The following is a 24384-nucleotide window of genomic DNA, read 5'->3' as shown; positions in this document are numbered from 1 at the left end:
TTGCTAAGGCGCATCTGATTCGTCGGTGTAAATCCGACCCGGCTAACTCTCGCTCCAGCCGGAAGCACTTGGGGCGGCTCGGGAGGTAACAAACGGGCTGAAGCACTCCAAGAAAAGGTCTCCCTGGGAGATCAGCGGGCCATGCGGGCCATAACGTGAGTGAACACTGAGCAGGCCTCGAAATGTCGTCGTGGGAGCCGACCCGCCATAATAACGGGGAAGGCCGATGCTTTTACGGAATCGAGCGACAGAGTCGTAAGAGTCCCACCGGGGTAGTGGTGATAGCACGCATGGGAGAGATCAGGTGGGCAACAAGGGAAGTCCCTGTGGGTGCCCTGATGGCACCGGGCAACGGCGATCCCGTGAGGGATGGAGCCGGCCTGCAGGGATGGCGGAGGGGCGCGTAGTAGTGGTGAAGCCGGGTAACGCCGGTAGAGCGAAGGCGCCCTGTTTCGAAACGTGATGAGGAAAGTGATAAGAGCTAAGGGGATTGACGTGAGTCTACCAACCTCGACAAGTACGGTTCAGATATTACAGACTTCATTGCAGGCGAAAGCCAAAGCAGAACCAGACTACCGTTTCTACAGCCTATGGGATAAAGTCTGTCGTATCGATGTGTTGCAAGTTGCCTACCGGCGCTGCCGCGCCAATCGTGGCGCTCCTGGCTATGATGGCATCCGCTTCGAGCAGATCGAAAACCAAGGGCTAGACGGCTGGCTGGAAAGAGTGCGGCAGGAGTTAGTGGTCGGCGAATACCGGCCGCAGCCCCTGTTGCGCGTGTGGATACCCAAGGCCCAAGGCGGACAGCGTCCTCTGGGCATTCCGGCTATCCGTGACCGCGTGGTCCAGATGGCGGTGTTGTTGGTGATCGGTCCGATTTTTGAAGCCGACCTGCTTCCCCGACAATACGGATTCCGACCTGGAGTCGATGCCAAGATGGCGGTCAGAATGATCCATTTCGGTATCTCCCAAAGGGGCAAACGGGAAGTCGTGGACGCCGATTTGTCTAACTACTTCAACACGATTCCCCATGGTGATCTGATGCGCTGCGTTAGCCGCCGGATCGCGGACGGCACGGTGCTGGCTACGATCAAACAATGGCTAAACGTAGCGGTGGTGGAGCATTGCGAACACGGTGAGCGCCGAACCACGGAAGCGAAGGACACGGGTCGAGGCACCCCGCAAGGCGGTATTATCTCGCCCTTGCTCAGTAATCTTTACTTCCGGCGCTTTCTTTTAGCCTGGCAGAAATTTGGTTTTGCCGACCGGCTTCAGGCCGAAGTGGTGAACTATGCCGATGATCTGGTGATTCTCTGTCCGAAAGGACGGGGTCAGGCAGCCATGGAGGCCATGCGGTGGCTGATGAACCGACTGGGGCTGACGGTCAACGAGAAGAAAACCCGTCTGGCTATGCTGCCAGAGGAGCAGTTTGATTTTCTTGGTTACACCCTGGGCCGATTCTACGGCAAGGATGGACGCCCTTACTGGGGAACACGTCCGTCGAAGAAAGCGATCAAGCGATTAAAACAAGGTATCCATGACGCCACGTCATCGCGCTGGAACGCCAAACCGGTGCAAAGCCGGATTGACGAACTCAATCCGATGATTCGAGGTTGGGCGGGTTATTTCAATCAGGGACCGGTCTGCCCAATCTACCGATGCATCCAGGATTACGCGGAGCGACGGCTGCGAATCTGGTTAATGCGCAGACGTGGTCAGCGCGGAACGGGGTATCGCCAATACCCTGACGAGTACCTGTATGAAACTCTGGGGCTCTACCGCCTGCCACGTACGCGCGCCGACCTGCTGAACGCGAAGGCTTGAGGTTCGAAAGAAAGCCGGATGCGGGAAATCTGCACGTCCGGTTTGACGAGCGGGATGTGGAAACGGAGCGATGGTTAGGCTAATGAGGCACTGCCAAACGAAAGAGGCAGCAACAGTTAGGCCTAACCTTAGGCCATCGCGCCACATCTCGACTCTACCGATGGGCAGATCGCCGCTTTCGGCGTAACGCATCAGCGCAATCCAGCGTTTCAGACTGTAATCGATCGCTTTGGCCGTTGCACTGTTGGGCGCGGTGTTCAGGCGGATTTGCTGTAACCAGTCATGCAAGATTGTCAGCACCGGCAAACTTTTTTCGGCGCGCAGACGTTGCCGCTCATCGACTGCCATATCCCGGCCTTCGGCTTCGATGGCATACAGCTCGGCGATGCGGTTCAGGGCTTCGTGCGCCACAGGGCTGTGACTGGCCTGGAACAGGTCGAAGAACTTCCGGCGCGCATGCGCCCAACACGCCAGTTCGATACACGGTTCGAGGATGTATTGGGTTTCGGGATGCGCGCGGGTAGCGGCAAACAGGGTTTTATAGCCGCCATAGTCGTCGACCACAAGGCGGCCTTGCCAGTCTTGCAAAAACTGCTGCGCATACCGGCCACTGCGACCGGCTTGGTAATCGAAGACGATGATCTTGGGGCCTGGTTGCAAGTCGTTGCTGCGGTAGGCCCACAGATAGGCTTTCTTGGTTTTACCGTTGCCGGGATCGAGCTGCGGCACCGGCGTCTCGTCGGCGTGTAAGCTATGTCGTTGCCGTAAATGCCAGGCTAAACGTTCCGCTAAGGGTTGCAAGGCCACGCCTAGACGCCCGACCCAATCGGCCAGCGTGGAGCGGGATAAGATCACGCCGTCCCGAGCGGCGATTTGTTCCAGCCGGTATAGCGGTAAGTGATCGAGGAATTTGCCGATCAGCACCCAAGTCAATAAACCGACCGCCGCCATGCCGCCGTCGATCACCGCCGGTGGAATCGGCGCGGCCTTGATGGTTTCGCAGGCTCGGCAAGCGTATTGCGGACGGATATGCCGATGCACAAAAAACTTGGCCGGCTCGACATCCAGTTGTTCGCTGACATCTTCGCCGATCTTGATCAAGTCCCGGCCGCATTGACCGCAGGTGCAGGCTTCCGGTTCGTGACGGTGTTCGATGCGCGGCAAATGAGGGGCAAGGGTTGACGGCCAGCGCGTGGGCGTTTCGGGCGGGCTACCGTTTCACAAGGGCTATCGTCTTGCAGTTGTTCGACTTCGGCTTCGATGGCCGAGATATCGGTATTCCAGGTTTCCTCGAACACATCGCGTTGCAATGGCGCCAAGGCTTCGCTTTTGGTACTGAAACGGATGCGCTTGTAGTAGGCCAGTTCGTGCGTCAGCGCGGCGATTTTGACATCTTTGGCATGAATGACGGCATCTTTAGATTGGATGATCTTAGAGCTGGCCCCAAAAAATTGAACAACCGGTTAAGTGAAAAACCCTGCTACTTTTGATCGTCCGAAAGGACAAAGAAACGGAGCAGAAGATGTCTAAAAAACCGAGAAGAAAACATTCCCCGGCCTTCAAAGCCAAAGTCGCCCTGGCGGCCTTGGCGGGCGATAAAACCTTGGGGCAGTTGACCCAGGAATTCGAGGTTCATCAAAATCAGATTGTCGATTGGAAGAAGCAGCTGAGCGAGCGGGCCGCCGAGGTGTTTGGGAAGCCCGCGGAGCCGGAATCGCCCCCCGTCGATCTGCAAGCCCTACACGCGAAAATCGGTCAACTGACATTGGAGAACGATTTTTTAGAAGGCGCGCTCACCCAGGCGGGATGGCTGAGCGCAAAACGATGATCGACCGTCAATCGAAATTACCTCTCAGTCGGCAGGCCAAGCTATTGGGCATCAGTCGCGGTAGCGTGTATTACTTGCCCAAGCCGGTTTCGGCGCACGATTTAGACATCATGCGCCGACTCGACGAACTGCACCTGAAGCACCCGTTCATGGGCGCACGCCAGTTACGGGATCAGCTGAATCTGCAAGGCATCCAGATCGGCCGCAAGCATGTGAAGACTTTGATGAAGACCATGGGCATCGAAGCAGTGTACTGCAAACCCAATACCAGCAAGAAGACGCCGGGGCATGAAATCTATCCCTACCTGCTGCGCGGCATGACCATCAATCGCGCCAATCAGGTCTGGGCGCTGGATACGACCTACATCCCACTGGCCAAAGGATTCGCGTATTTAACGGCGGTCGTCGACTGGGCCACGCGCAAAGTCCTGGCCGCCAAGGTCGCGATTACCCTGGAAGCCTGTCATGCGGTGGACGTGCTGGAACAGGCTTTTAAGCGCTACGGCAGGCCGGATATTGTCAACACCGACCAAGGCAGCCAGTTTACCGCCAAGGTGTTTGTCGATGCCGTGAAAGGCCAGGGCTGTCTGCTCAGTATGGACGGTCGGGGCGCTTGGCGGGATAATGTCTTTGTTGAGCGCCTATGGCGATCGGTCAAATACGAGCGGGTTTACCTGCATGCCTACGATTCCGTCGGCCAAGCCCGCACTTCAATCCTGGATTATTTCGAGTGGTACAACCACGAACGACCGCATTCCAGTTTGAAACGAAAAACGCCGCATCAGGTGTATCACGATGGGTTGCCAACCCTCAAGTTGGCCGCTTAAACCATGGCAGGGATTTCACTTTAAATCATCGATTTTTTGTTCAAACCAATGGGGCCACTTCTCTTGGCATCCCGTTCCGCCTGTTCGATCAGCGATTGAATCAGTGCCGCCACCTCGGTTTTGGCAGCCGGTTCCAGGTTCAATTGATCGAGTTTAACGAGTGGATTCATGGCGGTTATTATACCGCAATCCCCTCTGTAAGCCTTGATAGCAATGGGTTTTAGCGGAATTTTGAAGATCGATTTTACACCGATTCAGACCTGCCAATCGGGTTGGCATTTTGCCGATAGCCGCTGCCAATCAACGCCAGCAATCAACCATTGCCACTGCGACTGACTGATCGCAAACACCTGGTCGTCAGCCTTGGGCCAGATAAAACTGCCCTGATGCAAACGGCGCTGGCACAACCACACGCCATTGCCATCCCACAGCAACAGCCGCAAGCGGTTGCCAGCTCGATTACGAAAGATAAAGGCCGATCCGGCGCAAGGCGAATGCCCCAGGTTCTGCTGAACGATGGCCGACAAGCCATCCAGGCCGCGCCGCATATCGACTGGCGCCACTGCCAACCAAATCTGCGCCGGTGTGTCGATCAAGCCAGGCATCGCAACAACTCAGCGACCCAGTTCGCCGACACGGAAGCCGGTAATTCCAAGCGATGACCTTGGGCATGCGTAAAGACAATCGCCGCAGTTGGCGCAGGCTCAACCTGCACCGGTATCAGTGCAGACGATACTGTCGCTGGTAGTTTTCGATAGTCGCTCAGCCGCGCCGTGAACGTGCGGACGTTAATCTGCTGCTCAGCGCAATACTCGGCTTGCGATAGACCGCTACGTTGCCATGCTTCAATATGCTGAAGCCACTTCGATGTGATCGCCATTACTTCTCCTGGTCAAAAAATCACAGGATGCCGCAGGACGTTTATTTTTTACATGTGGAACGGATGGTTGCTTACAACACGTGCTCGACCCGGCAACTTGTTTTGGATCGAGTGCTGTTACCCTGTTTTTCCCGGTCAATCAGCGGTTTGCCGCTCCCCCTTTTGCGGTAAACCCGGGTGCGAGTTAGCCTTACCTCTAAGGCCGGCTTCCGTGCCTTCGGAGCTGTATACACTGTAGCTCTACACATCACGATTGGTGTTGTCGCTTTCAAGCAAATCGTTCAATGCCCGGGAGTCGTGGACGCAGGCATCGGTGACTGTGTATATGCGCACCAACTTATGGGAATTATCAATGGGTGAGGCACGCTTTGAACATCAAAATCCCATGCCAAGGCTTACAGTCAGCTGACGATTTGCGAGGTTTAACTCGAACCCGATCCAGTAACTGACGAAACACGCTTCCCGATACACAGGTGTTTCTAATTCCAACAACGGATTGCCCAATCGATCCGACGCTTAGCTGCTGTTCATTTTACTCGCGAAGCGCGATTTTTTCAGAGGTTTCCTATTGACGTTTAGTAAAAAAAGCAGCGACCATAGAGCTATTAAGATATCCGACTTTGCACAATGAAATGATGAGCTGGGGGTAGAACAAATGATAGCCCAACGCATATTTGAAATTCTTTTTTTGAGATTAATTACCACTGCAAGGAATATAAGTCTTCCAGCTTGTATTATTTTTTTATCTTCATGTTCATCGAGTATACCGTTTTCAGATATGAAAACCATAGGTGCAAATAATGAGTTAGAGCCATTATTTCCTGTTAATAGCGTAGAAAATTGTATAATAACGAATTCCCGAATAAAAAAAATTAAAAACCATCTCATTACGGTCGATAATTATGGTCATTATGAGCCAATAGAATTATATTCAGAGAGTGAGCTATGTAGCGTATATGATCAGGCTAAGAAAAAAAAGATACATTCAATGAAGAGACTATTTCAATTCACGCAAAAAACATTATTGACGAATTATTTTATCAAAATGAAGACATAACTAATATACTAATTTTTATTCATGGCGGTTTAAATTCTCCAGAAGAAAGTCGTAGAAGAGCCATAGAGGAATCATACTTCATTAGCCAATATAAAGGTGATGGAAAATACGAGGGACGCAAATATTTTCCTATTTTCATCAACTGGCACTCGGAAGGGCTAGATACGTACTCTAATCAAATTTTTCATGTTAGACAAGGAAACGAAGTCAGTGATATTCGCGGTATCACAACCGCTCCGCTCTATTTTCTATCTGATGCAATTCAAGCTATTGGACGCGCGCCTTCGACACTTGAAAAAAACATAGCCAGATTAGTAAAAACAAAGTTCACTGAGAATTTTGAAAAATGCGAACCGGATGAGCGACTTGAGAAAATACTTTGTGAATCTCATGAAAGAACTTTCGCTGAAAAATTACCACGTGTATTAAAATTTGTACCAAGTTTTCTTGCACAGTTGGTTGAAGTCTTGCCAGCTGATTCCTTTGGAAAAAACGCCTGGGTGAATATGCTTCGTAGAACCCAGATGTTGTTAAGAAGCAGCAATGAATTTGAGGCACAGAAAATTAATGAACTTTCTGACAGTGAATCAAATGAATTCAACGGTAAAGGAGATTTAGCAATTTTTTTACGCGCACTTAAAAAAGAAATAGAAAAAATAGAGATTATAAATCCAAATAAAAAATACAAAATTACTCTTATTGGTCATAGCATGGGAACTATAATTGCCAATGAAATTCTTAGAGCCTTTCCTAATCTACCATATGAAGAAATAGTTTATATGGCGGCAGCATGCAGTATTCATGATTTCGAAAACTCTGTAATACCTTTATTAAAGAGGGAAAACAACATTAAGTTTTATAACCTAAGTCTTGACCCAGAAGCCGAAGCTCGAGAATACACCCTTGGCGGCTTTGGGCCGACCGGAAGTTTGTTAGAGTGGATTGATTCTTACTATACAGATCCACCCACTGTGTTTGATATGACAATGGGTAAATGGCAAAATATAGCAATAGCAAAAAACTCTTTTCCATCAGAAGCACGCATAAAAATGACATTTAAAGTATTTGCGTTTGACGAAAAATCTCAGCCTACTACGCATGGCGGAATGCATGATACAAAAAGATGCTGGTGGCAACCTAAATATTGGAATGATACATCAAAAAACAACGAAAACTTTTACATAGATGGATGTCCAGCGTACAACCTTGATAGATGAAAGTTTAATAAAATGCATATAATTATTTTCCTAATATATGGCTTTGCGATTTGATAGATTTTTTGTTTTAGCATTAATTGGCATTATTTTGTTAACGGGCTGTGCAGGTGTTGGATTGCCTATAATTGGATCATCTTTTACAAAAAGTGAAAATCAAGTTGGAATTCCGGATTACTTAATTGTCAATAATTTCGAAATATACAGAGGGGGGCAGCCAAATCCGAATGGATTTAAATATTTAAAAGAAAAAAATATTAACACCATTATCAAACTAAACTCAGAGCAATTAGGCTCTGAAAAAACAACAACAAATCAACTTGGAATTAAATTAGTACTGACAATAATAGATTCTAGTGATTTATATTACGCAATCAATAATTCTGTTTATAGTCAAATTAATTTCGCAATGAAAGCTCTAATGAATCGTAAGAACTGGCCTATTTATGTACATTGTCAAAACGGCTGGGATCGTACTGGTTTGATTATAGCTTTATTTCGTGTGTGTCATGATCGTTACAGCAAAGAAGATGCATACAATGAGATGGTTATGAATGGTTTTGGAACCTTTCATAGGTTATTTTTACCAGGAATTCAAGAGTATTGGGATAAATTTGAAATTAGCAACTGTGAAAAATGGCGGCACGAGTAGTCTGCCAACTATTTCTAGATTAATATACTTGTCAATTTTTCCATCAGTTTATAAATTAATTATCTCATTTTGTTGTTGTCGATAATTCAGAGTTATATCGTTTATTCGGCCGTAGACCCTGTCAAATACTTGGCCGATTTCGATTTAAAACCAGACATTCCAGAAAAATACCCGAACTTCCGCTTTGGGTCGGGACAAGACGATCCTGCCCTACCAAACGGTGGATTTTCCGCGCACTGAAATCCAACCTAACCAAACTGGACTTAACATTACATCCCAGTGGCTTTCATCCCAACCTCAGAATGCAAATAGCCTTATTTTCTCTTCACTCCGCCTAAGCTGGCCGCGTTGCCGGACCTTTAACGCTCGATGCCCATATTGGCTAGGATTCGGCAAACCAAGCGGCGCAATCCGCCGCCGCTTGGCGGATCAAGCTTTCATCGAGTTGGCCGGATAGACTCAAGGCGGCGATGCGCAATACCGTGGCGGCTTGTTCGGCCGTAAGCAGGCCGCTAGGCACAATGTCTGCCTATAGACGGTGGCTTCGGTGGCGGTTTTGGCGATTAACGCCGCCGCCAGCAAATCCATTACGCCGGCCGGGTATTGCTGTTCCAGCAAGACTTGCGCGGAACGCAGTTTTTGTGCGGCTATGGCGTGCAAAGGATTGGCAATAGGCGCGTCGGCGGCAGCTTCGTATAGCGCTTGACCGGCGGCCAACGGCGACGCCGCACCCAAGCGTTGCAGGCTGCGCCAAGTGCGGGTAGCTTGCCGGACAGGCTTTGCGCCGTGCTTTCGTCGTCATCCTGCCAATGTTGTACCACGACCAGCAAGCCGCCGGCCTTACCTAGAATGCGTTCTATGCGCGTTCCGAAGGCGGTTTGAATGCTTGCAGGGTTTTGCCCAATCCCATGTCGTCGGCCAATAGCGCCCGGCCGCGCGCGGCCAAAAACGCGACGCCGTCGACTTGGTACGGAAACAGTTTGACTTTCAAACCCGGCAAAATCCCGTTGCTTTGCTTGATTTGCCGGCTGATTTCCTGGCCGCGTAATGCAGTCGCCGCGTCTTCGGCGTATTGCTGTACATAGCGTTTCGCATCGTCGCCGAGTTGGAAATCGTCGCGGCCGTAGACCAGCTGCTCCAAACGGTAAAAGTCTTCCGGAAGTCGGCCGGTAAAGCGGTCTTGCTCATCGAAAAACTCCGTCAGCCGTGTGCTTAAGTCCGTCGGCAAATCGGGACGGCGCTGTAAGCGCAGAATAGGCAGGGTGGCCGATTCCCAGGCCAAGTAGACGAAGGACACCGGGCAGCCGGCGGCTTTTAAGCGCTGATGGTCGCGATGTTTGCGGGCAAAGTGCAGCACCGCTTCGATATGTTTGCAGGTGCCCAGCCGGTTGCTTGCCAGATCCGGGCAGGTGCAATAATTGACGCGCTAATCCAAGGAGCGAATGTGCACTTGGTAGGAGCGCTGCCAATGGCTGGCGGATACTAAAGAGCTTGCCTGCCAAGTGCCGAAACCCGGATTGCCGCTGATCAGCTTGACCTTGACTTCGTTGCGGCCTTTTTTGATGCGTTCTTGAATCGCTTCGTCCAAAGCGCTGTTCAAGCTGCCGGATTCGATAGGGGCATATTGATCGGCGTAGGCGTATAGTGTGGCGACGGCATGCACGCACATACCGTTTGTCGAGCGGCAATCGCAGTCCACCTCCAAGCGCTCATCGGCTTCGTATGACCTCAGCCAATATTGTTCGCCGTTTTCGTCTTCGACTTGGGCTTCCAGGCTGCCGTCTTTGACGCCGACGCCGATAACCCGGTTATCGGTGAAATAGCGCAAGCCTTGCTTGACCAACTCGTCGGAACAAAGCCGATGCAAACCTTCGGTGTCGTAGAGAAAAAGTTGCTTATCCATGATGCCGGGCAAGTGATTTTTTGCCGGATTCTAACGGTATGCGCCTGATTTGACCACAGGCTTGCAAAGCGGGCCGTTGTGCCTCATGGCGCGGCGGCCTGGCCACCGAAAGGTTCGGCTATTTCCCAGCGCAGGATACGGCGCTGATGGGCTTCGCCTGCCACGTCTTCCACGTAGGATATACGCACCGGTAGACCGTCGCGAATGTCGATAGGCGGCTGCTGTGCGTTGGTAAACGCCGGTTCTTGCGCGCCGGGGGACCAGATAAAAGCGATGCCGGCGACGTAAACGATTTCCCAACGGTCATAGCGGCGCCGGCCGTCTTTGCCGCGCGCTAGTTCTTGCTCCCATTGTTGGTGGTTCGCGATAAGGCCCTCGGCGATGAGATAGTCGCCGCCGGAAAGCCTGCCGATCAGGCGTTGTTGATCCCAGGTATTGATGCCGTAACCCAAGCCGCCTATCAGCGTGGCAAATACGGCGATGACTTTGGCGCTGCCGGAGCTCTGCCGGCGGCGGTGCGCGCGTAGTTGAAACAGTAGCGCAAGCAGCAACATGGCGCCGGCGACATATAAAAACGGAGTGAAATCGGTGCGGTCGTTGCCGGCGATGTCGTATAGCATCCGCCAGGTTCTCATAGGCCGGAGGGTGGTTGCATCGATTGAGCTAGGTTGCGTGGGGCGGGAGAGAACGGGCGGAAATCGCTTGAGCTCAATCTTGTCCCCGGTTTTCGGAGAGTGGCAGGCATGTTACGGTAGGCTTTTGACCGAAATGAGTCTTTTGCAGACGGTGTAGCAGTCGTCCACGTGCGAATTGCCTACAAATTTCATGGCTCCGAATCCGACCGCAGCGTTGGCCGCCCAACCGATGATGGGTACGAATTTCAGCACTTGCTTTCCGGCTGTGCGCCCGGCTACTTTGGTGAGGGTTTGCATGGCGACGGTTTTTGTGACTTCCGCGCCTATCATGGCCAGTCCGGCGCCTTTAACGACTTGAAAAACGATTTGTTTGGTCACAGGATCGTAACCCTTTATTTGTTCGCTGCTTAGCCCGAATTTCCGGTTAATCGCCGGAATGAGCTCCATCAATATCGCGACGTCCGCCGCGATGTCGATGCCGGGGGTGGGAAGCAAGGACGAACCGGCCGAGACGGAGGCCCGCGTGGTGACCATCGTGTAGCATTCGCTACGGATTTCGTTGAGTTCTTCTAGGTTTTTAGGCAGCATGGCGAATCGAAACTTAGCAGGGTTGGGTAGTTTTGCCGCAACAAGGCTTTGTGGGAGGCGTGCGGCTACTCCAATTCAATCGGCGCTGCACACGATACCACCGTGCCGACAATTTCACATCACCGCAAAGCCGGGATTTCGTTGATAGCTTGTTTTATAAGGTAGGGGGCGAATTTATTCGCTCTATCACACTGTTATCAATTAGGGGCATTATTTTTGACCAAATCCTTAGCCTATCGGAAATTCCAATGCCGGGCCGCGTTAATACCAAATGCCTTGCAGGCGACGTAGGTAGCGGATGTGGGCTTTGGTGTGCAGGTGGCTGAGTTGATCGATCTTGCGTTGCGGCAAGCGCGACACGCCGCTTTGGCCGATATCCGAAGCGGCGTTGTTTTGTGCGAATTTTTGTTCCAATCCGAGTTTTAGGCGCCAGGCTTGTTCGATTAACTTAAGGGCCAAGGTCGGCCGCTCTATACGGATCGAGCGTTGCTGCAGGCCGTTCACAGTGAGGATGCTGAAAATTGACTAAGGGTGCGGGCGGCGTTACTGCGACGGCGGTTCGGGCGGCGTGCCGGCGGGCGGCGGCGGAAGGTTGGCTGCAGGTGCGGAAATCGGTTTGGGCGTTTGCGGCGCCGAAAACTGCCCGTTTACCGGCACCCGGTGGCCTTTGGCGTACATACATTGGATGTACGTCATGTCGTAGCGTTGTTGGGTGGCGGACATTGAACTGCTTGCCATGCCGGTGCCTACCGCGCTGCCGGTTACCAATCCCGTTCCGGCGCCTATCGCCGCGCCCGTGCCGCCGCCCAAGGCTGCGCCGGCCGCCGCGCCGACTACGGTACCGGCTGCGGCCGAGCTCAGTCCGCTTTGCGTTGCGGCTTGATTGGGGGTTACGCCGCCCACTTGCATCAGGGCATATTGCTGGCAGACATAGTCGTCGCTGCGAAATTGTTCATAGCTTTTACCGTGGCCGGCTAGCGCCATTACGCTGGGGCCGTCCGGCAAACTAGCGCAGCCGCCGAGTAGTAAGGCGGTGGTTATTACTGGAATCATTGAATAGCGCAACATAGCAGTTCTCCCTAAAAATGAGGTATTCCATCGTTCCGTTTAGCCTGCGGCCAAACAACGCCGGCTTATATGCGGTTTCATTGCGGCGGGGTGGGTTCCACCGGTTGCCAGCCGGACGGGCAATGTTTTACGTAAGGATAATAGCCTTGCGGGTTATCGCAGTAATACCAATAGCCCGCCGGGTACTGCCGGGTCGGCGTTTGCTCGATATATACAGGCGGTTGTGACGGTACGGTAATAATAGTCGGCGGATAATACGAATAGGGGTAGCCGAATCTCCAGCTATAGAAGGGATCGGAGAAAAACGGCGAGCCCACGTAAAACCCGAAACGTCCGCCATGGTGATGGTGGCCGGCCCAGCCTCCGCCGCGGCCGTGCGGCCACGCCGCCGAGCTGTGTACCATGCATGCCGCTAAAACGGTTACGGCTAATGATAATCGATATTTCATGCTTCACCCCCCTGGCGGGCGCCTGGAAACTGAACAACGGCTAGTGTCTCTCGGTTAGCTTGGCAAACCATTCTTTAGCTTTGCTTAAGCGGTGCGGGAACGATTCCTCGTCTTCCCTTCGCCCATGCTCCCGGTGGTTGCGAAGCCGCCCCGGCAGGTTTGCACGGCGGCACCGCCGCCAGGTCCTGTTGCAATCATGTTGTTCGTGCAGGCGAAAGTCAAGCCGGAGCGACGTTCCGCCGCTATACGCCGCGCCTTCCCCGGGGTACCATGCTATTCGCCTAAGAACGGTACGGGCCGATTTGCCGGTAAACTTTTGCGGCAAACCTGCTTCTAACGCCGGTAATAGCGGGATTTACAAAGCCGAACCAGCGGCAGGAGGAGAGTATGAAACGCTTAATGTTATTCCTGATCATTGTGTCGACGGTCGCGGCTGCGGACGGCAACCGGACTTCGAGCGGCACGCTGTATTCCGACGATGGTACGAGTTACATCCGGATGGGCAATACCGTGTACGGTTCGGACGGTTCGACCGGGACGGCGATAGGCAGCTCGATCTACCACGACGACGGCAGTACCTCGATACGCATAGGCAACACCGCGGTGGGTACCGGTCGCTCGTCCGGCCCTGCCGATAGCGGGGCGGATGGAAACGCTTGCCGGCAAACCGGCAAGCCGGCCGATTGCGATTGAGGTTGTTCGCTTGGCGTCTACAGAACCCCCGCAGGCCGCGGCTTGCGGGTTCCGTTAGTTGTAAAGCGAGTCCAGCCCGAACGCATTGGGTTATCCGCAAGCGGCCGCGCTTTACTTTTCCAATTTTTGTTTAGCGGCGTCGACTTCGGCAGCGATAGCCTGCACTCTGGCGCGAAAGTCGTCTTGAGCTTTGTTGGCCGAATCGGCGATAGCGTTGTTGTCGGCGTTGGCTTCTTTGATCAGGCATTCGAAATAAGGCTTGGAACGCTGTTGCCAGTCGTTGATCGCCGCGACGCTGGCGTTAAAGTCTTCCACGCTTTGGCCGTTGACGGTCGGCGCCGGCGGGCGTTCGCCGCAGCCGGAAGGGGTCCAGGTGCCGTTGTGCAGACTTCCGGCTTGCGCTTCGGCAATCAATCCGCCGAATGCGACGGTTAAAATGCGCAGTTTGGTTTTCATGCGTTCCTCCTATAGTTTAAAGCCGTCATTTGTAACCGCTTTTCCAAGGCCGCGACAAGCAAAAAAATCCGCCGGATAGCCGGCAAACCGGCGGTTTCACGATCATGAAACCGCGATATCGCCGCCCCGGCGAATGAAAGGAAGTCGCAGGTAACGCCACTTGCGTCTCGGCCGGGGCATCGCTTCCGCAATCACTGGCGTGGCAAGGCCCGCTGAAAAAATGTCTCCGGTTGGATGAGGGCCGTTGGCTCATGCGGCGCCGATTACTCTAAAATCAGCACATGATTAATCGGCCGTTACATCCGGAATCCACGGCGTTTGCCGCTCCCATATTCAAACCCCGTTGCTTGTGCCTGGACATCGAAACCGCGCGGCAGAACAATCTGCAATTGCGCGAGGTCGGCGCCTTCCGCCCGGATACCGGCGAACGGCTGCGGATCTCCGGCAATGCCAGGGATTTCGCCCAGCGTCTGGATCACATCGCCGAAGGTGCGGCGTTTGTGTTGGGTCATAACGTGATTGCTTTCGACCAGCCGGCCCTGTCGCTACTGCATCCGAATCTGGCTCTACACGGTTTGCCGCTGGTGGATACGCTGGAATTGTCGCCGGTGGCCTTTCCGCAAAACCCCTACCACCGGCTGGTCAAGGATTACAAACTGTGCACGACCACCCGCAACGATCCGGTGCGCGACGCGGAGCTGGCTTTTGAGCTGTTTCTGGACCAGCGCGAGGCCTTGCTGCAACGGGTAGCCGAACAGCCCGAGGAAATGTTGTGTCTGCATTTTTTGCTGGCGCCGGAAAACGGCCGCGGCCCGGCCGGTTTTTTTGCCGGCCTGCGGCATGCCGAGCGGCCGAGTTTGACCGAGGCTCAAGCGGCTTGGCTGGCGGCGACGGCCGGCAAGGTGTGCGCTTCGGCGCAACGGGCAATCGCCGAGCAAGGCCTGGCCGATGCCGATATGCGCAAACCGTTAGCCTACGTGCTGGCTTGGTTGCGGCTGGCCGGCGGCAATTCGGTGTTGCCGCCATGGGTCGGCATCCGGTTTCCGCAAAGTAAAGCCTTGATTAACCAGCTGCGCGACATACCCTGCGGCGATCCGAAATGCGCTTGGTGCGCCGAGCAGCACGATCTGAAACAGTTGCTGCCGCGCTATTTCGCCGGCATCAGCAGGTTTAGACCAACGCCGGCGACCGCGGACGGCGGCTCTTTGCAGCAAACCATCGTCGAACACGCTTTGGCCGACAGGCCGAGTTTGGCGATTCTGCCGACCGGCGGCGGCAAGTCCCTGTGTTACCAGCTGCCGGCCTTGGCGAGGTACTATCGTAGCGGCCGGCTGACCGTGGTGATTTCGCCGCTGCAATCTTTGATGAAGGATCAGGTCGACAATCTGGACGCTCGCGGAATTACCTGCGCCGGCTATCTGAACAGTCTGCTCAATCCGCTGGAGCGGCGCGCCGTGCTGGACAAGCTGCGTCTGGGCGACTTGGGGTTGATCTTCGTTGCGCCCGAGCAGTTTCGCAGCAGTGCCTTTGCCAACGCGCTGGCCTACCGCGACATTGCCTGCTGGGTATTCGACGAGGCGCATTGCCTGTCCAAATGGGGTCACGACTTTCGCCCGGATTATTTGTACGTGTCGCGCTTCGTCAAAGCCAGACAAAAAGACAAGCCGTCGCCGGTGTTCTGTTTCACCGCTACCGCCAAACCGGACGTGGTTGCCGACATCGTCGGCCATTTCCGCCAGCGCTTAGGTTTGGAATTGACTTGTTTGGTCGGCGGGGTCAGCCGGGAGAATTTGAGCTACGAAGTGCACGCCGTGCCGCAAAACGGTAAACAGCAGGCGGCCTTGAGTTTATTGGAAGAGGCGTTGCGCGAACCCGGCGGTGCCATCGTATTTTGCGCCCGGCAAAAAACCGTCGAAGACACCGCCGAATTTCTGACCCAGGCCGGTTTGAATTGCGGCTATTTCCACGGCGGCATGTTGCCGGAGCACAAGCGCCGGGTGCAGGAGGCGTTCATTGCCGGCGAATTGCGGGTCATCGCGGCCACTAACGCCTTCGGCATGGGGGTGGACAAGGCCGACGTGCGTCTGGTCATTCACCTGGATACGCCGGGCTCGCTGGAAAACTATTTGCAGGAAGCGGGCCGTGCCGGCCGCGACCAGGACCCGGCTCGTTGCGTGCTGCTGTTCGACGAGGCCGACATGGAGGTGCAATTTCGCTTGCTGCGCAACTCGCGGCTCAGCCAAAAAGACATTTACGCCATCCTGAAGGCCTTGCGCAGTCTGGACCACAAAGAGCGCGCCGAAGGCAAGCTGGTGGTCAGCAGCGGTGAGATCCTGCTGGAAATCCCCGACAAACACGGCATCGATCCGGACGCCGCCGACGCCGATACCAAGGTGCGCATCGCCGTGGCCTGGCTGGAAGAGGCGCGTTTGCTCAAGCGCGAGGAAAATCACGTGCGGGTGTTTCCGGGCAGTTTTCGGGTCGCCAGTCTGGACGAAGCCAAAGCCCTATTGGCGAAAAAGTTGAAAGCGCATGCCGATCCCGGCCCCTATCTGGCTATTCTGACCGAACTGCTGAGCGCAGGCGACGACGCCGGCATCAGCACCGACGATTTGATGCTGGCCACCGGCCGGCCCGTGCACGAGGTGCAGAAGTTGTTGCATGAACTGGCCGGCTTTCAATTGCTGTCCAACGACCAGGAAATCGGCGTGCAATTCTATCGCGAGCCCGACACGCGGCAACGGCTGACCGATTTGGCCAAGCTGGAGCGGGCGCTGATCGATAGCTTGCGCGAAGCGGCGCCGGACGCCGATTCGGAGCAATGGCAGTTGCTGCATGTGCGGCGTTTATGCGATAGCTTGCGGCGCGATGCCGGGGTGGACTTGCAACCGGACCGGCTGACCCGTTTGCTGAAAGCCTTCGCCGAGCCGTTCGGCGACAAAGCCTTCGGTGGCGCCCGCCGGGCGTTTTTCAGTTTGCGCCCCGGCGGTCCGGATTACCGCTACGTCAAATTGCAGCGCGACTGGCGGCAGATCGAGGTCATTTGCGCCAAGCGCCGCCGGGTGGCTGAGGCCCTGGTGGCTTGTTTCGATAATCTGCGCCAGGGCAACAATTTGCTGATTGTGTGCCGGCAGGAAGCCTTGGAGGCGGCGTTGCAACACGATGCGACCTTGCAAGACCTGGATGTGGCCGATTGGCAATTGGCGCTAGCCGCCGCGCTGTTGTACCTGGATGCCAACGACGTGTTGCATTTGGCGCGCGGTAAGGCGGTGTTTCGCTCCGCCATGCATATCCGGCTGAATCCGGACGCCCGTCGCCGCCAGTTCAAAAATGCCGATTACGCCGAGCTGGCGCTGCACTACCGCGACAAAATCATCCAGATTCACGTGATGAGCGAATACGCCAAACTGGCGTTGGGTAAACTTCAAGCGGCGATGGCGTTTATCGTCGATTACTTCGCGCTGCAGCGTGACGAATTCGTGCGGCGCTATTTCGCCGGCCGCGAGGACATATTGACGATGGCCGGCAGCGAAGCCGCGCACCGCCGCATTCTGGTCGACTTGAAGAATCCCGAGCAGCAAGCCGTGGTTGCCGCGCCGGCAAACGCCAATCTGTTGGTGTTGGCCGGTCCCGGTTCCGGCAAGACCAAGGTCATCGTCCATCGTGTCGCCTGGTTGCTGCACGAGGCGGGTGTGCCGGCCGATGCGATCATGGTGTTGACCTATAACCGGGCCGCTGCGGCGGAAATTCGCGGCCGCTTGCGTGCCTTGGCCGGCGCCGATGGGGCTGGAGTCACCGTGCAAACCCTGCATACCTTGGCGCTGCGCCTGACCGGTACCAGCTGCGCGGTAGCCGCCGAGCGCGGCGAGAGCGTCGATTTCCAGTTGTTGTTCCAGCGCGCCGCCGAGCTGCTGCGCGGGGCCGACGTCGATGAAGCCAACGGTGCTTCGCTTCGTCGCGATCGGTTGTTGGCCGGCTTGAGTCACGTATTGATCGACGAATATCAGGACATCAACGCCGACCATTACCAATTGATCAGCGCACTGGCCGGGCGTGGGGTGCAAACGGCCGACGACAAGCTGGCGTTGATGGCGGTCGGCGACGACGATCAAAACATCTATGCCTTCAATCTGGCTGATGCCGGTTTTATCCGCCGCTTTGCCGAGGACTACCAGGCCACGACCCATTATCTGTTGGAAAATTACCGCTCTACCCTGCACATCATCGCGTGTGCCAACCGAGTGATCGCCAAGGCGCGGCAGCGGATGAAACACGATGGCAAAATCCGCATCGACCATGCCCGCGCTGACCAGGCGGACGGCGGTGCGTTTGAGGTGCTGGATCCGCTTGCCCGCGGGCGGGTGCAGATTTTGCTAACGCCGACGCAAGCCGGCGCCGAGCTGGCGGTAGCACTGGCCGAGTTACAGCGATTGCAGGCTGTGCAGTACGGCGAGGGCGTGCGTTACTGGGGGCGCTGTGCCGTGATTGCCCGGCATTGGGCGGCGTTGGAGCCATTGGCCGCGTTGTGCCGCCGGCAAAACATTCCGGCGCGCTTGCTCAGCGAAGAAAACTTGCCGGCCTTGTACACGACCCGCGAAGGCGCGCTGCTGTTGGACTTGCTGAATCGGCAACGCCACGGCCGGCCGCGTCTGTGGCTGCGTTGCGGTGTACTGTCGCGCTGGTTTCGCCGCCGCTACCGGCAAGCGGTCCACGAACCGCTGCAACATCCCTACCGGGCCATGCTGGCGCAGTTCATCGCCGATAGCGAAACCCTGCCTAGCGACAGTGCGGCCGGCAGCGGTTGGCCGTTGGCCTCTCGGCGGGTGGTAGCCGATCTGATCGAAGCCGTGTACGAATTCGGCAGCGGCCGTCAAGCCCGCTTTGCCGACGGCCCGAACGCGCCGTTATTGCTGATGACGGCCCATAGAGCCAAGGGTTTGGAATTCGACCACGTGCTGATTTTGGATGCGGACGGCTGGCAGCAAACCGGCGACGACGAGCGCCGGTTATTTTACGTGGCGATGACCCGTGCCCGCCAGACCTTAACGCTGTGCCGGCGCACCGGCGGCCGCCACGCCTTTGTCGAAGATTGCGCGCCGCTGTGCCTGAGCAGGTCTATCGAAGCGGCGAGCGAGGTGGCCGACGTAAAACGGCGCCTGTGGCAGGCTACTCCGGAGCACGTCATATTATCCTGGCCCGGTTACTTCGCCGCCGCTCATCCCGTCCACCGCGCTATCGCCGCGCTGGACTACGGCACTCCGCTGGTCCTGCGTCCGCGCGGCGACGGCCAGTCCGGTTGGGAGCTGGCCGATGCGAACGGTACCGCGGTTGCCCGCATGGCTCAGGCCTTTACGCCGCCGCACGGCACTATCGCCGCCGTCCGCGTCGCCGGCATTTTGGCGAGGCAGGTCAAGAGCGACGGTTCGGAAAGTTTGCGCTGCCAGCGCTGGGAAGTGGTGCTGCCGGAGCTGGAATATCAGCTGGATGACTGAGATACGCCGTTGGCGTGATCGGGGTGGTGGCGACTGGTGCGGGGCTGATTCTGTGTGTTATCTAAAGTTTGGTTTATATAAACCATTGACATATAAAATTGGCTTATTTCAACCAAATGCTATTAAAATGTCGACCAGTACTATTGTCGATATTTCAACATGACCATTTTAAGTAGCTTGCTGTGGACGCCGGCCGTTGGGGCGCTGTTGTTGCTGCCGGTTTCCGCGCAGCGCACCGGGGTCGTTCGCGGCGTCAGTCAGACGTTCGCTGCCTTGGCTTTGTTGCTGGCTTGTCTGCTGCTGTATCGGTTCGATGCCGGCGACAGCGCCATGCAGTTTAGCGAGTTCTATCCGCTCAATCCCAAACTCGGCAGCGCCTATGCCTTGGGCGTGGACGGTTTGTCCATGCCGATGTTGGTGCTGGCCTGCTTGTTAACCTTGATCGCCTTGTTCGCATCTTTTTCGGTCAAGTACGATACAAAGGGGTATCATATTTGCGTTCTGCTGCTGGAATTCGGCATGCTCGGCGTGTTCATGGCTCAAGATTGGGCCTTGTTCTACATCTTCTGGGAAGTCACGCTGATTCCGCTGTTTTTCCTGATCGACCGCTGGGGCGGTAAGCGCCGCCACGCGGCCAGTTTGAATTTTGTCCTGTATACCATGGGCGGCTCGGTGTTCATGCTGTTGAGCCTGTTGGCCGTCAGCCAGTACGATTTGGAACATCAAGGTTCGTTGATGGCCTCTATGGGGCAAGCGGCGCAGAACATGCCGATAGTAGAGCAAGTGCTGGTACTACTGGGTTTTTTGTTGGGTTTCGGGGTAAAGATGCCGATTTTCCCCTTGCACGGCTGGTTGCCCTTGGCCCACGTCGAAGCCCCCAGTCCTATCAGCATTCTACTATCCGGCATTCTTCTCAAAATGGGCGCGTACGGTTTGTTGCGGACCGTGGTGATGCTGCCGGTAGCCGCCCAGCTTTTGCAACCCGTATTGGTGTTTCTTGCCTTGTTCGGCATGTTGTACGGCGGTCTGCTGGCCTGGCGTCAAGCCGATTTAAAAGCCATGGTCGCTTATTCCTCCCTCAGCCACATGGGCGTGGTGCTGCTGGGCATAGCCACTCTGAATCCGGCCGGATTTAGCGGCGCCATCTTGCAAATGACCGCGCACGGCTTGATCGCCGGGGCATTGTTCTTGCTCGTTGGTTTGCTGTACGAGCGTACTTACACCCGTAACATCCAAGATTACAGCTCCTTAGTGCAAGTCATGCCGGGATTCGCGGCCTTGACGACGTTGACCCTGCTGGCCGCGATGGGTTTGCCGGGCTCGGTCGGTTTTATCGCCGAATTGCATACGCTGCTGGGTGGATTGCAGCAATGGGGCGCGCTAATGGCGTTGTTCAGCCTCAGTATTCTGATTAGCGCCGCTTATGCGATGCGGACCATAGGTTTGCTGTTCACCGGCCCGATCAAGCCGCAGATGCGTGAGATCGCCGACTTGAAACCGATGGAGTGGCTGGCTTCCGGCACGCTGGTGGTCGGGATCGTCGGCTTCGGTTTGTTGCCGTCGCCGTTGATCGCTATATCCGACGCCACCGTGGCCCGGATGATAGAGGTGATAGGGGAGCGGTTGCCATGACTGCGCCTGTTCAGCCGCATGGGCCGGAAACGGCCGAACTGCGCGATTATGTGTTGAATGCCATCGCCCATTTGGATCATATCCTGCCGGGGCAGGCGCCGATACACGATTTCGTGCACCACAACACGCTGCACGGCTTTCAGCATTTGCCGTTCGAACAGGCCTTGGCCGAATTTCAGGCGTTAACCGGGATCGATTGCTATTTGCCCGCTACGGAATTTCGCAAGTTTTACGCCCAAGGGCGGATAGACGATAGCGATTTGGATGCCGCGTTACGGCAAGCCGGCATGCTATCGGAACCGGCGCCGTTATTCGTGTTAGGGCAAAAGTCGATAAGCCGGCGCGATTTGTACCGGGCCGGCTTATTGCACGATTTGACGCCGCTGCCGGCCAACCGGTTGTCGTGGCAGTTGCAGCAAAAGTTGAGTCATGACCCCGAACAGCAGCAGGTGTGGCAAGCGGTGTTGGCGCTACTCAATCTACAGCCTCCCGATCTGCACCCCGAGCAGTTGTTGGATTTGTCCGACGAGCAGGCGCAAGCGTGGAGCGGCGATAGCGGCGCGCTGTTGTCCGCCGAAATGCAGCGGCGGATTGGCGGCGAAATCGATAGCCTATTCGCGCAAGTCGGGCGGGAATTGACGATGCGCGGCTTGTTGCAGGCATTGACCGGCACGGACGCGCTGGAGCAGGTTCGCCCGCAATTGATCCGCTGGTGCGCTATTGCCCTGGACGAAGGCATGGCGGCTTGGCAGCTGCCGGCGGGCGAGCAGGGCTTGTACTCGGCCTGGTTGGCGTCGGCCGGAACGGACCTGTCCGCGACGTTGCAAGAATTGTCCGGCTGGCGCGATTTGATCGCCGAATTGCCGGCCGATCCCGTAGCCGCTATCGTGCAGCAATTGCAAGCCATGGCGATTCCGTGCGAACGCTGGGAAACCTATCTGCAGCGACTGGCGTTGGAGTTGCCCGGTTGGTCCGGTTTGATCAATTGGCGGCAAACCCATCCGTCTTACCGGCGCGGGGCGGTCGGCGCGCCGCGCTTGGCGGATTATCTGGCGTTACGTCTGGTCTTGGACCGGCTCTACCTGGAGCCGCTGTGCCGAGAGCAATGGCGGCATTCGGCCAGACTGGACAAGTTGCGCGGCTATTTCGACAAAAACCCGGCGGAATTCAGTGTGCGGGTAGCGGTTTTTGCCGGCGAATTGCCTGAATATCTGCAGGAAGCCGGCCAAGCCTTGCTGGCCTCGGCGTCGCCCAAGCAAGCTTGGCAGGAGTTGGCCGAAAGGATTTGGACTTGGCGGCGCAGTCCGTTGGGATCTGCGCAATCGGGCCAACTCGGGGTGTGCGACCACGGCTGGCGCGCATTCGGATTGTGCCGGGCATTGGAGTTGAGCGCTGCGGAAATCGGTCGAATCGCGCCAACCGAGTTGCTGGATTGGCTTAAGACGATCGAACAATTCGATCCGGCTCGGCAGAGTCAGGTTTGGCTGACCGCTTACGAGCGTCATTATCGCCAGCAATTGCTGCAAGCTCTGCATGCCAACCGTGGGCGCGGCCGTTGGGCCAAACGCAACGCCCGGCCGCAGGCGCAGATTATTTTCTGCATGGATGACCGGGAAGAGGGCATTCGCCGCCACTTGGAAGAATTGAATCCGGCGATAGAAACGCTGGGGGCCGCCGGTTTTTTCGGGGTGCCCATGAATTATCGCGGTCTGGACGATAGCCAGGCTACGCCGCTATGTCCGGTGGTAGTGGTTCCGGCGCACGAGGTAAACGAGGCAAGCCAGGCCGGGCAGGAGGTCGCGTTGGCTAAACACCGGCGGGCAAATCTCCGGGTGAAGCGAATTGCCGAAGCGGTGTTCCACGGCTTGCGTCGGCACGTATTGGTCGCTTATCCCTTGCTGCATGCGCTCGCCCCGTTGACGCTGCTGAATCTGCTGCTGAAAGGCGTGGCTCCGGCGCGACAGGCGGCCTTAGTCGATGCGCTGCTCGACCGCTTTGATCCGCAAGTGGCGTCCCGATTGGAGTTCAACGCCAAGGACCCCAGCCTGCCGGCGACGCCGGAGCATCCCCGTCACGGCTTTACCGACCGCGAGCAAGCCGAGCGGGTTGCGGGGTTTTTGCGCAATACCGGTTTGACCTACGGGTTTGCCGAGCTGGTTGTGTTGATGGGGCACGGGTCCATCAGCCAGAACAACCCGCATCTGGCCGCTTACGATTGCGGGGCTTGCAGCGGCCGTCACGGCGGGCCGAATGCGCGCTTGTTCGCGGCGATGGCCAATCGCGCCGAGGTGAGGGCTTTGCTGGCCGAGCGCGGGATTAACATTCCGGCCGATACCTGGTTCGTCGGTGCCGAGCACAATACCGGCAACGAGCAACTGACTTGGTACGACGACGATGCAGTGCCCGGCGCACGCCGCCCGGCACTGCAGCGCTTCCAATCCGAAATGCAGCACGCCCGGCAGATGTCGGCCCACGAGCGCTGCCGGCGTTTGGCCTCCGCGCCGCGCCGTCCCAAGCCGGCGCAGGCCTTGCGGCATTTTTTCGAGCGCACGGCCGATTACTCGCAAGCCCGGCCCGAGCTGGGCCACGCCACCAACGCCTCGGCCTTGGTCGGCCGGCGGGCGCTAAGCCAAGGCGCGTTTTTCGACAGGCGGCTGTTTTTGATTTCCTACGATCCGACTCAAGATCCGGACGGCAGTATTTTGGAAGGCATATTGTTGGCGGTCGGTCCGGTCGGCGCCGGCATTAATCTGGAATACTATTTTTCCACGGTCAATAACGAACGCTTGGGCTGCGGTTCCAAGGTGCCGCACAATCCGACCGGGTTTTTCGCGGTGATGGAGGGTGCGGCCAGCGATTTGCGGACCGGTTTACCGCGGCAAATGATAGAAATTCACGAAGCGATGCGCTTGCAGTTGGTGGTGGAAGCCAAAACCCAGGTGTTGGAACGAATTTACGCCCGTCAAGCCGCCTTGCAAGAGCTGGTTGGCGGCGGTTGGCTGCATCTTAGCGCCATCGATCCGGACGACGGCGCCATCCAGGTGTTCGAACGCGGCCGAGGTTTCGTCGCCTGGCAGCCGCAGCCCGGCGAGTTGCCGGTACGCGCGTCCTCGCCGGATTGCTACCGCGAGGAAACCGGCCCGGTTGCCACTCTGCTGATTCAACAACCTACCGTTTGCTGAGATC

At 56.2% G+C, this 24384-nt stretch carries 20 protein-coding genes and 1 pseudogene; 8 read left to right on the top strand and 13 right to left on the bottom strand.

Annotated features, from left to right (window positions below):
* The first annotated feature begins 543 nt into the window (after positions 1-543).
* The gene (gene ltrA / locus F1E05_RS17840) at positions 544-1824 is read left to right on the top strand and encodes a group II intron reverse transcriptase/maturase (protein ID WP_232056697.1); all 1281 of its coding nucleotides are present in this window, start codon (positions 544-546) and stop codon (positions 1822-1824) included.
* A gap of 159 nt (positions 1825-1983) precedes the next feature.
* Here ltrA and tnpC read toward each other — a convergent pair.
* Positions 1984-3239: pseudogene (tnpC, locus tag F1E05_RS17835) on the bottom strand (IS66 family transposase); the annotation flags it as partial.
* Between the two features lie 107 nt (positions 3240-3346).
* Between tnpC and F1E05_RS17830 the strand changes: the two are divergent.
* Positions 3347-4479, top strand: a protein-coding gene (locus F1E05_RS17830) for an IS3 family transposase (protein WP_197737386.1) whose coding sequence is annotated in 2 segments (ribosomal slippage) — positions 3347-3608 and positions 3608-4479 — 1134 coding nt in all. Because the reading frame shifts where the segments join, the coding sequence is not laid out codon by codon here.
* A 20-nt stretch (positions 4480-4499) separates the two neighbouring features.
* Here the strand turns inward: F1E05_RS17830 and F1E05_RS20335 are convergent.
* From F1E05_RS20335 to tnpA, 3 genes are all read right to left on the bottom strand, one after another.
* Positions 4500-4649 carry a hypothetical protein gene (locus tag F1E05_RS20335; protein ID WP_190303184.1) on the bottom strand — a complete coding sequence of 50 codons (150 nt, stop codon included), beginning with the start codon at positions 4647-4649 and terminating at the stop codon, positions 4500-4502.
* Positions 4650-4733: 84 nt separating this feature from the next.
* The gene (gene tnpB, locus F1E05_RS17825; RefSeq protein WP_150050867.1) at positions 4734-5084 is read right to left on the bottom strand and encodes an IS66 family insertion sequence element accessory protein TnpB; all 351 of its coding nucleotides are present in this window, start codon (positions 5082-5084) and stop codon (positions 4734-4736) included.
* Positions 5072-5359, bottom strand: coding sequence for an IS66 family insertion sequence element accessory protein TnpA (gene tnpA, locus F1E05_RS17820; RefSeq protein WP_150050865.1), 288 nt, complete (start codon positions 5357-5359; stop codon positions 5072-5074). Before tnpA ends, tnpB begins: the two co-directional genes overlap by 13 nt.
* Before the next feature lie 1512 nt (positions 5360-6871).
* Between tnpA and F1E05_RS17815 the strand changes: the two genes are divergently transcribed.
* Together F1E05_RS17815 and F1E05_RS17810 are read left to right on the top strand one after the other, a co-directional pair.
* Positions 6872-7633 carry a hypothetical protein gene (locus F1E05_RS17815; RefSeq protein ID WP_150050863.1) on the top strand — a complete coding sequence of 254 codons (762 nt, stop codon included), beginning with the start codon at positions 6872-6874 and terminating at the stop codon, positions 7631-7633.
* Between the two features lie 37 nt (positions 7634-7670).
* Positions 7671-8282, top strand: a complete 612-nt coding sequence (locus F1E05_RS17810) for a fused DSP-PTPase phosphatase/NAD kinase-like protein (protein WP_150050861.1) — start codon at positions 7671-7673, stop codon at positions 8280-8282.
* Positions 8283-8741: 459 nt separating this feature from the next.
* Here the strand turns inward: F1E05_RS17810 and F1E05_RS17805 are convergent, their stop codons facing one another.
* The 8 genes from F1E05_RS17805 to F1E05_RS17770 all read right to left on the bottom strand — a co-directional run bounded on the left by F1E05_RS17805 (position 8742) and on the right by F1E05_RS17770 (position 12925).
* Positions 8742-8999, bottom strand: coding sequence for a hypothetical protein (locus tag F1E05_RS17805; protein ID WP_150050859.1), 258 nt, complete (start codon positions 8997-8999; stop codon positions 8742-8744).
* Between the two features lie 139 nt (positions 9000-9138).
* The gene (locus F1E05_RS17800; RefSeq protein WP_150050857.1) at positions 9139-9639 is read right to left on the bottom strand and encodes a hypothetical protein; all 501 of its coding nucleotides are present in this window, start codon (positions 9637-9639) and stop codon (positions 9139-9141) included.
* A 69-nt stretch (positions 9640-9708) separates the two neighbouring features.
* The gene (locus F1E05_RS17795) at positions 9709-10185 is read right to left on the bottom strand and encodes an SWIM zinc finger family protein (protein WP_150050855.1); all 477 of its coding nucleotides are present in this window, start codon (positions 10183-10185) and stop codon (positions 9709-9711) included.
* 83 nt (positions 10186-10268) lie between these two features.
* A complete protein-coding gene (locus tag F1E05_RS17790) occupies positions 10269-10820 on the bottom strand; it encodes a hypothetical protein (protein WP_150050853.1) in 552 nt (183 codons plus the stop codon).
* A gap of 111 nt (positions 10821-10931) precedes the next feature.
* Positions 10932-11408, bottom strand: coding sequence for a hypothetical protein (locus F1E05_RS17785; RefSeq protein ID WP_150050851.1), 477 nt, complete (start codon positions 11406-11408; stop codon positions 10932-10934).
* A gap of 261 nt (positions 11409-11669) precedes the next feature.
* Positions 11670-11912: a hypothetical protein gene (locus tag F1E05_RS17780; protein WP_150050849.1), complete on the bottom strand. Its 243-nt coding sequence runs from the start codon at positions 11910-11912 to the stop codon at positions 11670-11672.
* Between the two features lie 39 nt (positions 11913-11951).
* Positions 11952-12476, bottom strand: coding sequence for a glycine zipper family protein (locus F1E05_RS17775; RefSeq protein ID WP_150050847.1), 525 nt, complete (start codon positions 12474-12476; stop codon positions 11952-11954).
* A 77-nt stretch (positions 12477-12553) separates the two neighbouring features.
* Positions 12554-12925: a hypothetical protein gene (locus F1E05_RS17770; protein ID WP_150050845.1), complete on the bottom strand. Its 372-nt coding sequence runs from the start codon at positions 12923-12925 to the stop codon at positions 12554-12556.
* A gap of 387 nt (positions 12926-13312) precedes the next feature.
* Between F1E05_RS17770 and F1E05_RS17765 the strand changes: the two genes are divergently transcribed.
* The gene (locus F1E05_RS17765) at positions 13313-13618 is read left to right on the top strand and encodes a hypothetical protein (protein ID WP_150050843.1); all 306 of its coding nucleotides are present in this window, start codon (positions 13313-13315) and stop codon (positions 13616-13618) included.
* 111 nt (positions 13619-13729) lie between these two features.
* On the opposite strand, the gene F1E05_RS17760 is transcribed toward F1E05_RS17765, so the two are convergent.
* Positions 13730-14074, bottom strand: a complete 345-nt coding sequence (locus tag F1E05_RS17760; RefSeq protein ID WP_150050841.1) for a hypothetical protein — start codon at positions 14072-14074, stop codon at positions 13730-13732.
* Positions 14075-14355: 281 nt separating this feature from the next.
* Between F1E05_RS17760 and F1E05_RS17755 the strand changes: the two genes are divergently transcribed.
* From F1E05_RS17755 to F1E05_RS17745, 3 genes are all read left to right on the top strand, one after another.
* Positions 14356-19566, top strand: a complete 5211-nt coding sequence (locus tag F1E05_RS17755; RefSeq protein WP_150050839.1) for a RecQ family ATP-dependent DNA helicase — start codon at positions 14356-14358, stop codon at positions 19564-19566.
* A gap of 159 nt (positions 19567-19725) precedes the next feature.
* A complete protein-coding gene (locus F1E05_RS17750) occupies positions 19726-21198 on the top strand; it encodes a complex I subunit 4 family protein (protein WP_150050837.1) in 1473 nt (490 codons plus the stop codon).
* Positions 21195-24380: a DUF2309 domain-containing protein gene (locus F1E05_RS17745; RefSeq protein ID WP_150050835.1), complete on the top strand. Its 3186-nt coding sequence runs from the start codon at positions 21195-21197 to the stop codon at positions 24378-24380. Before F1E05_RS17750 ends, F1E05_RS17745 begins: the two co-directional genes overlap by 4 nt.
* Positions 24381-24384 lie beyond the last annotated feature (4 nt).

It is taken from the genome of Methylomonas rhizoryzae (assembly GCF_008632455.1).
Taxonomy (GTDB): Bacteria; Pseudomonadota; Gammaproteobacteria; order Methylococcales; family Methylomonadaceae; genus Methylomonas; species Methylomonas rhizoryzae.
The sequence above is the reverse complement of the archived record's forward strand: the minus strand, read 5'-3'. Positions and strand labels throughout refer to the sequence as shown.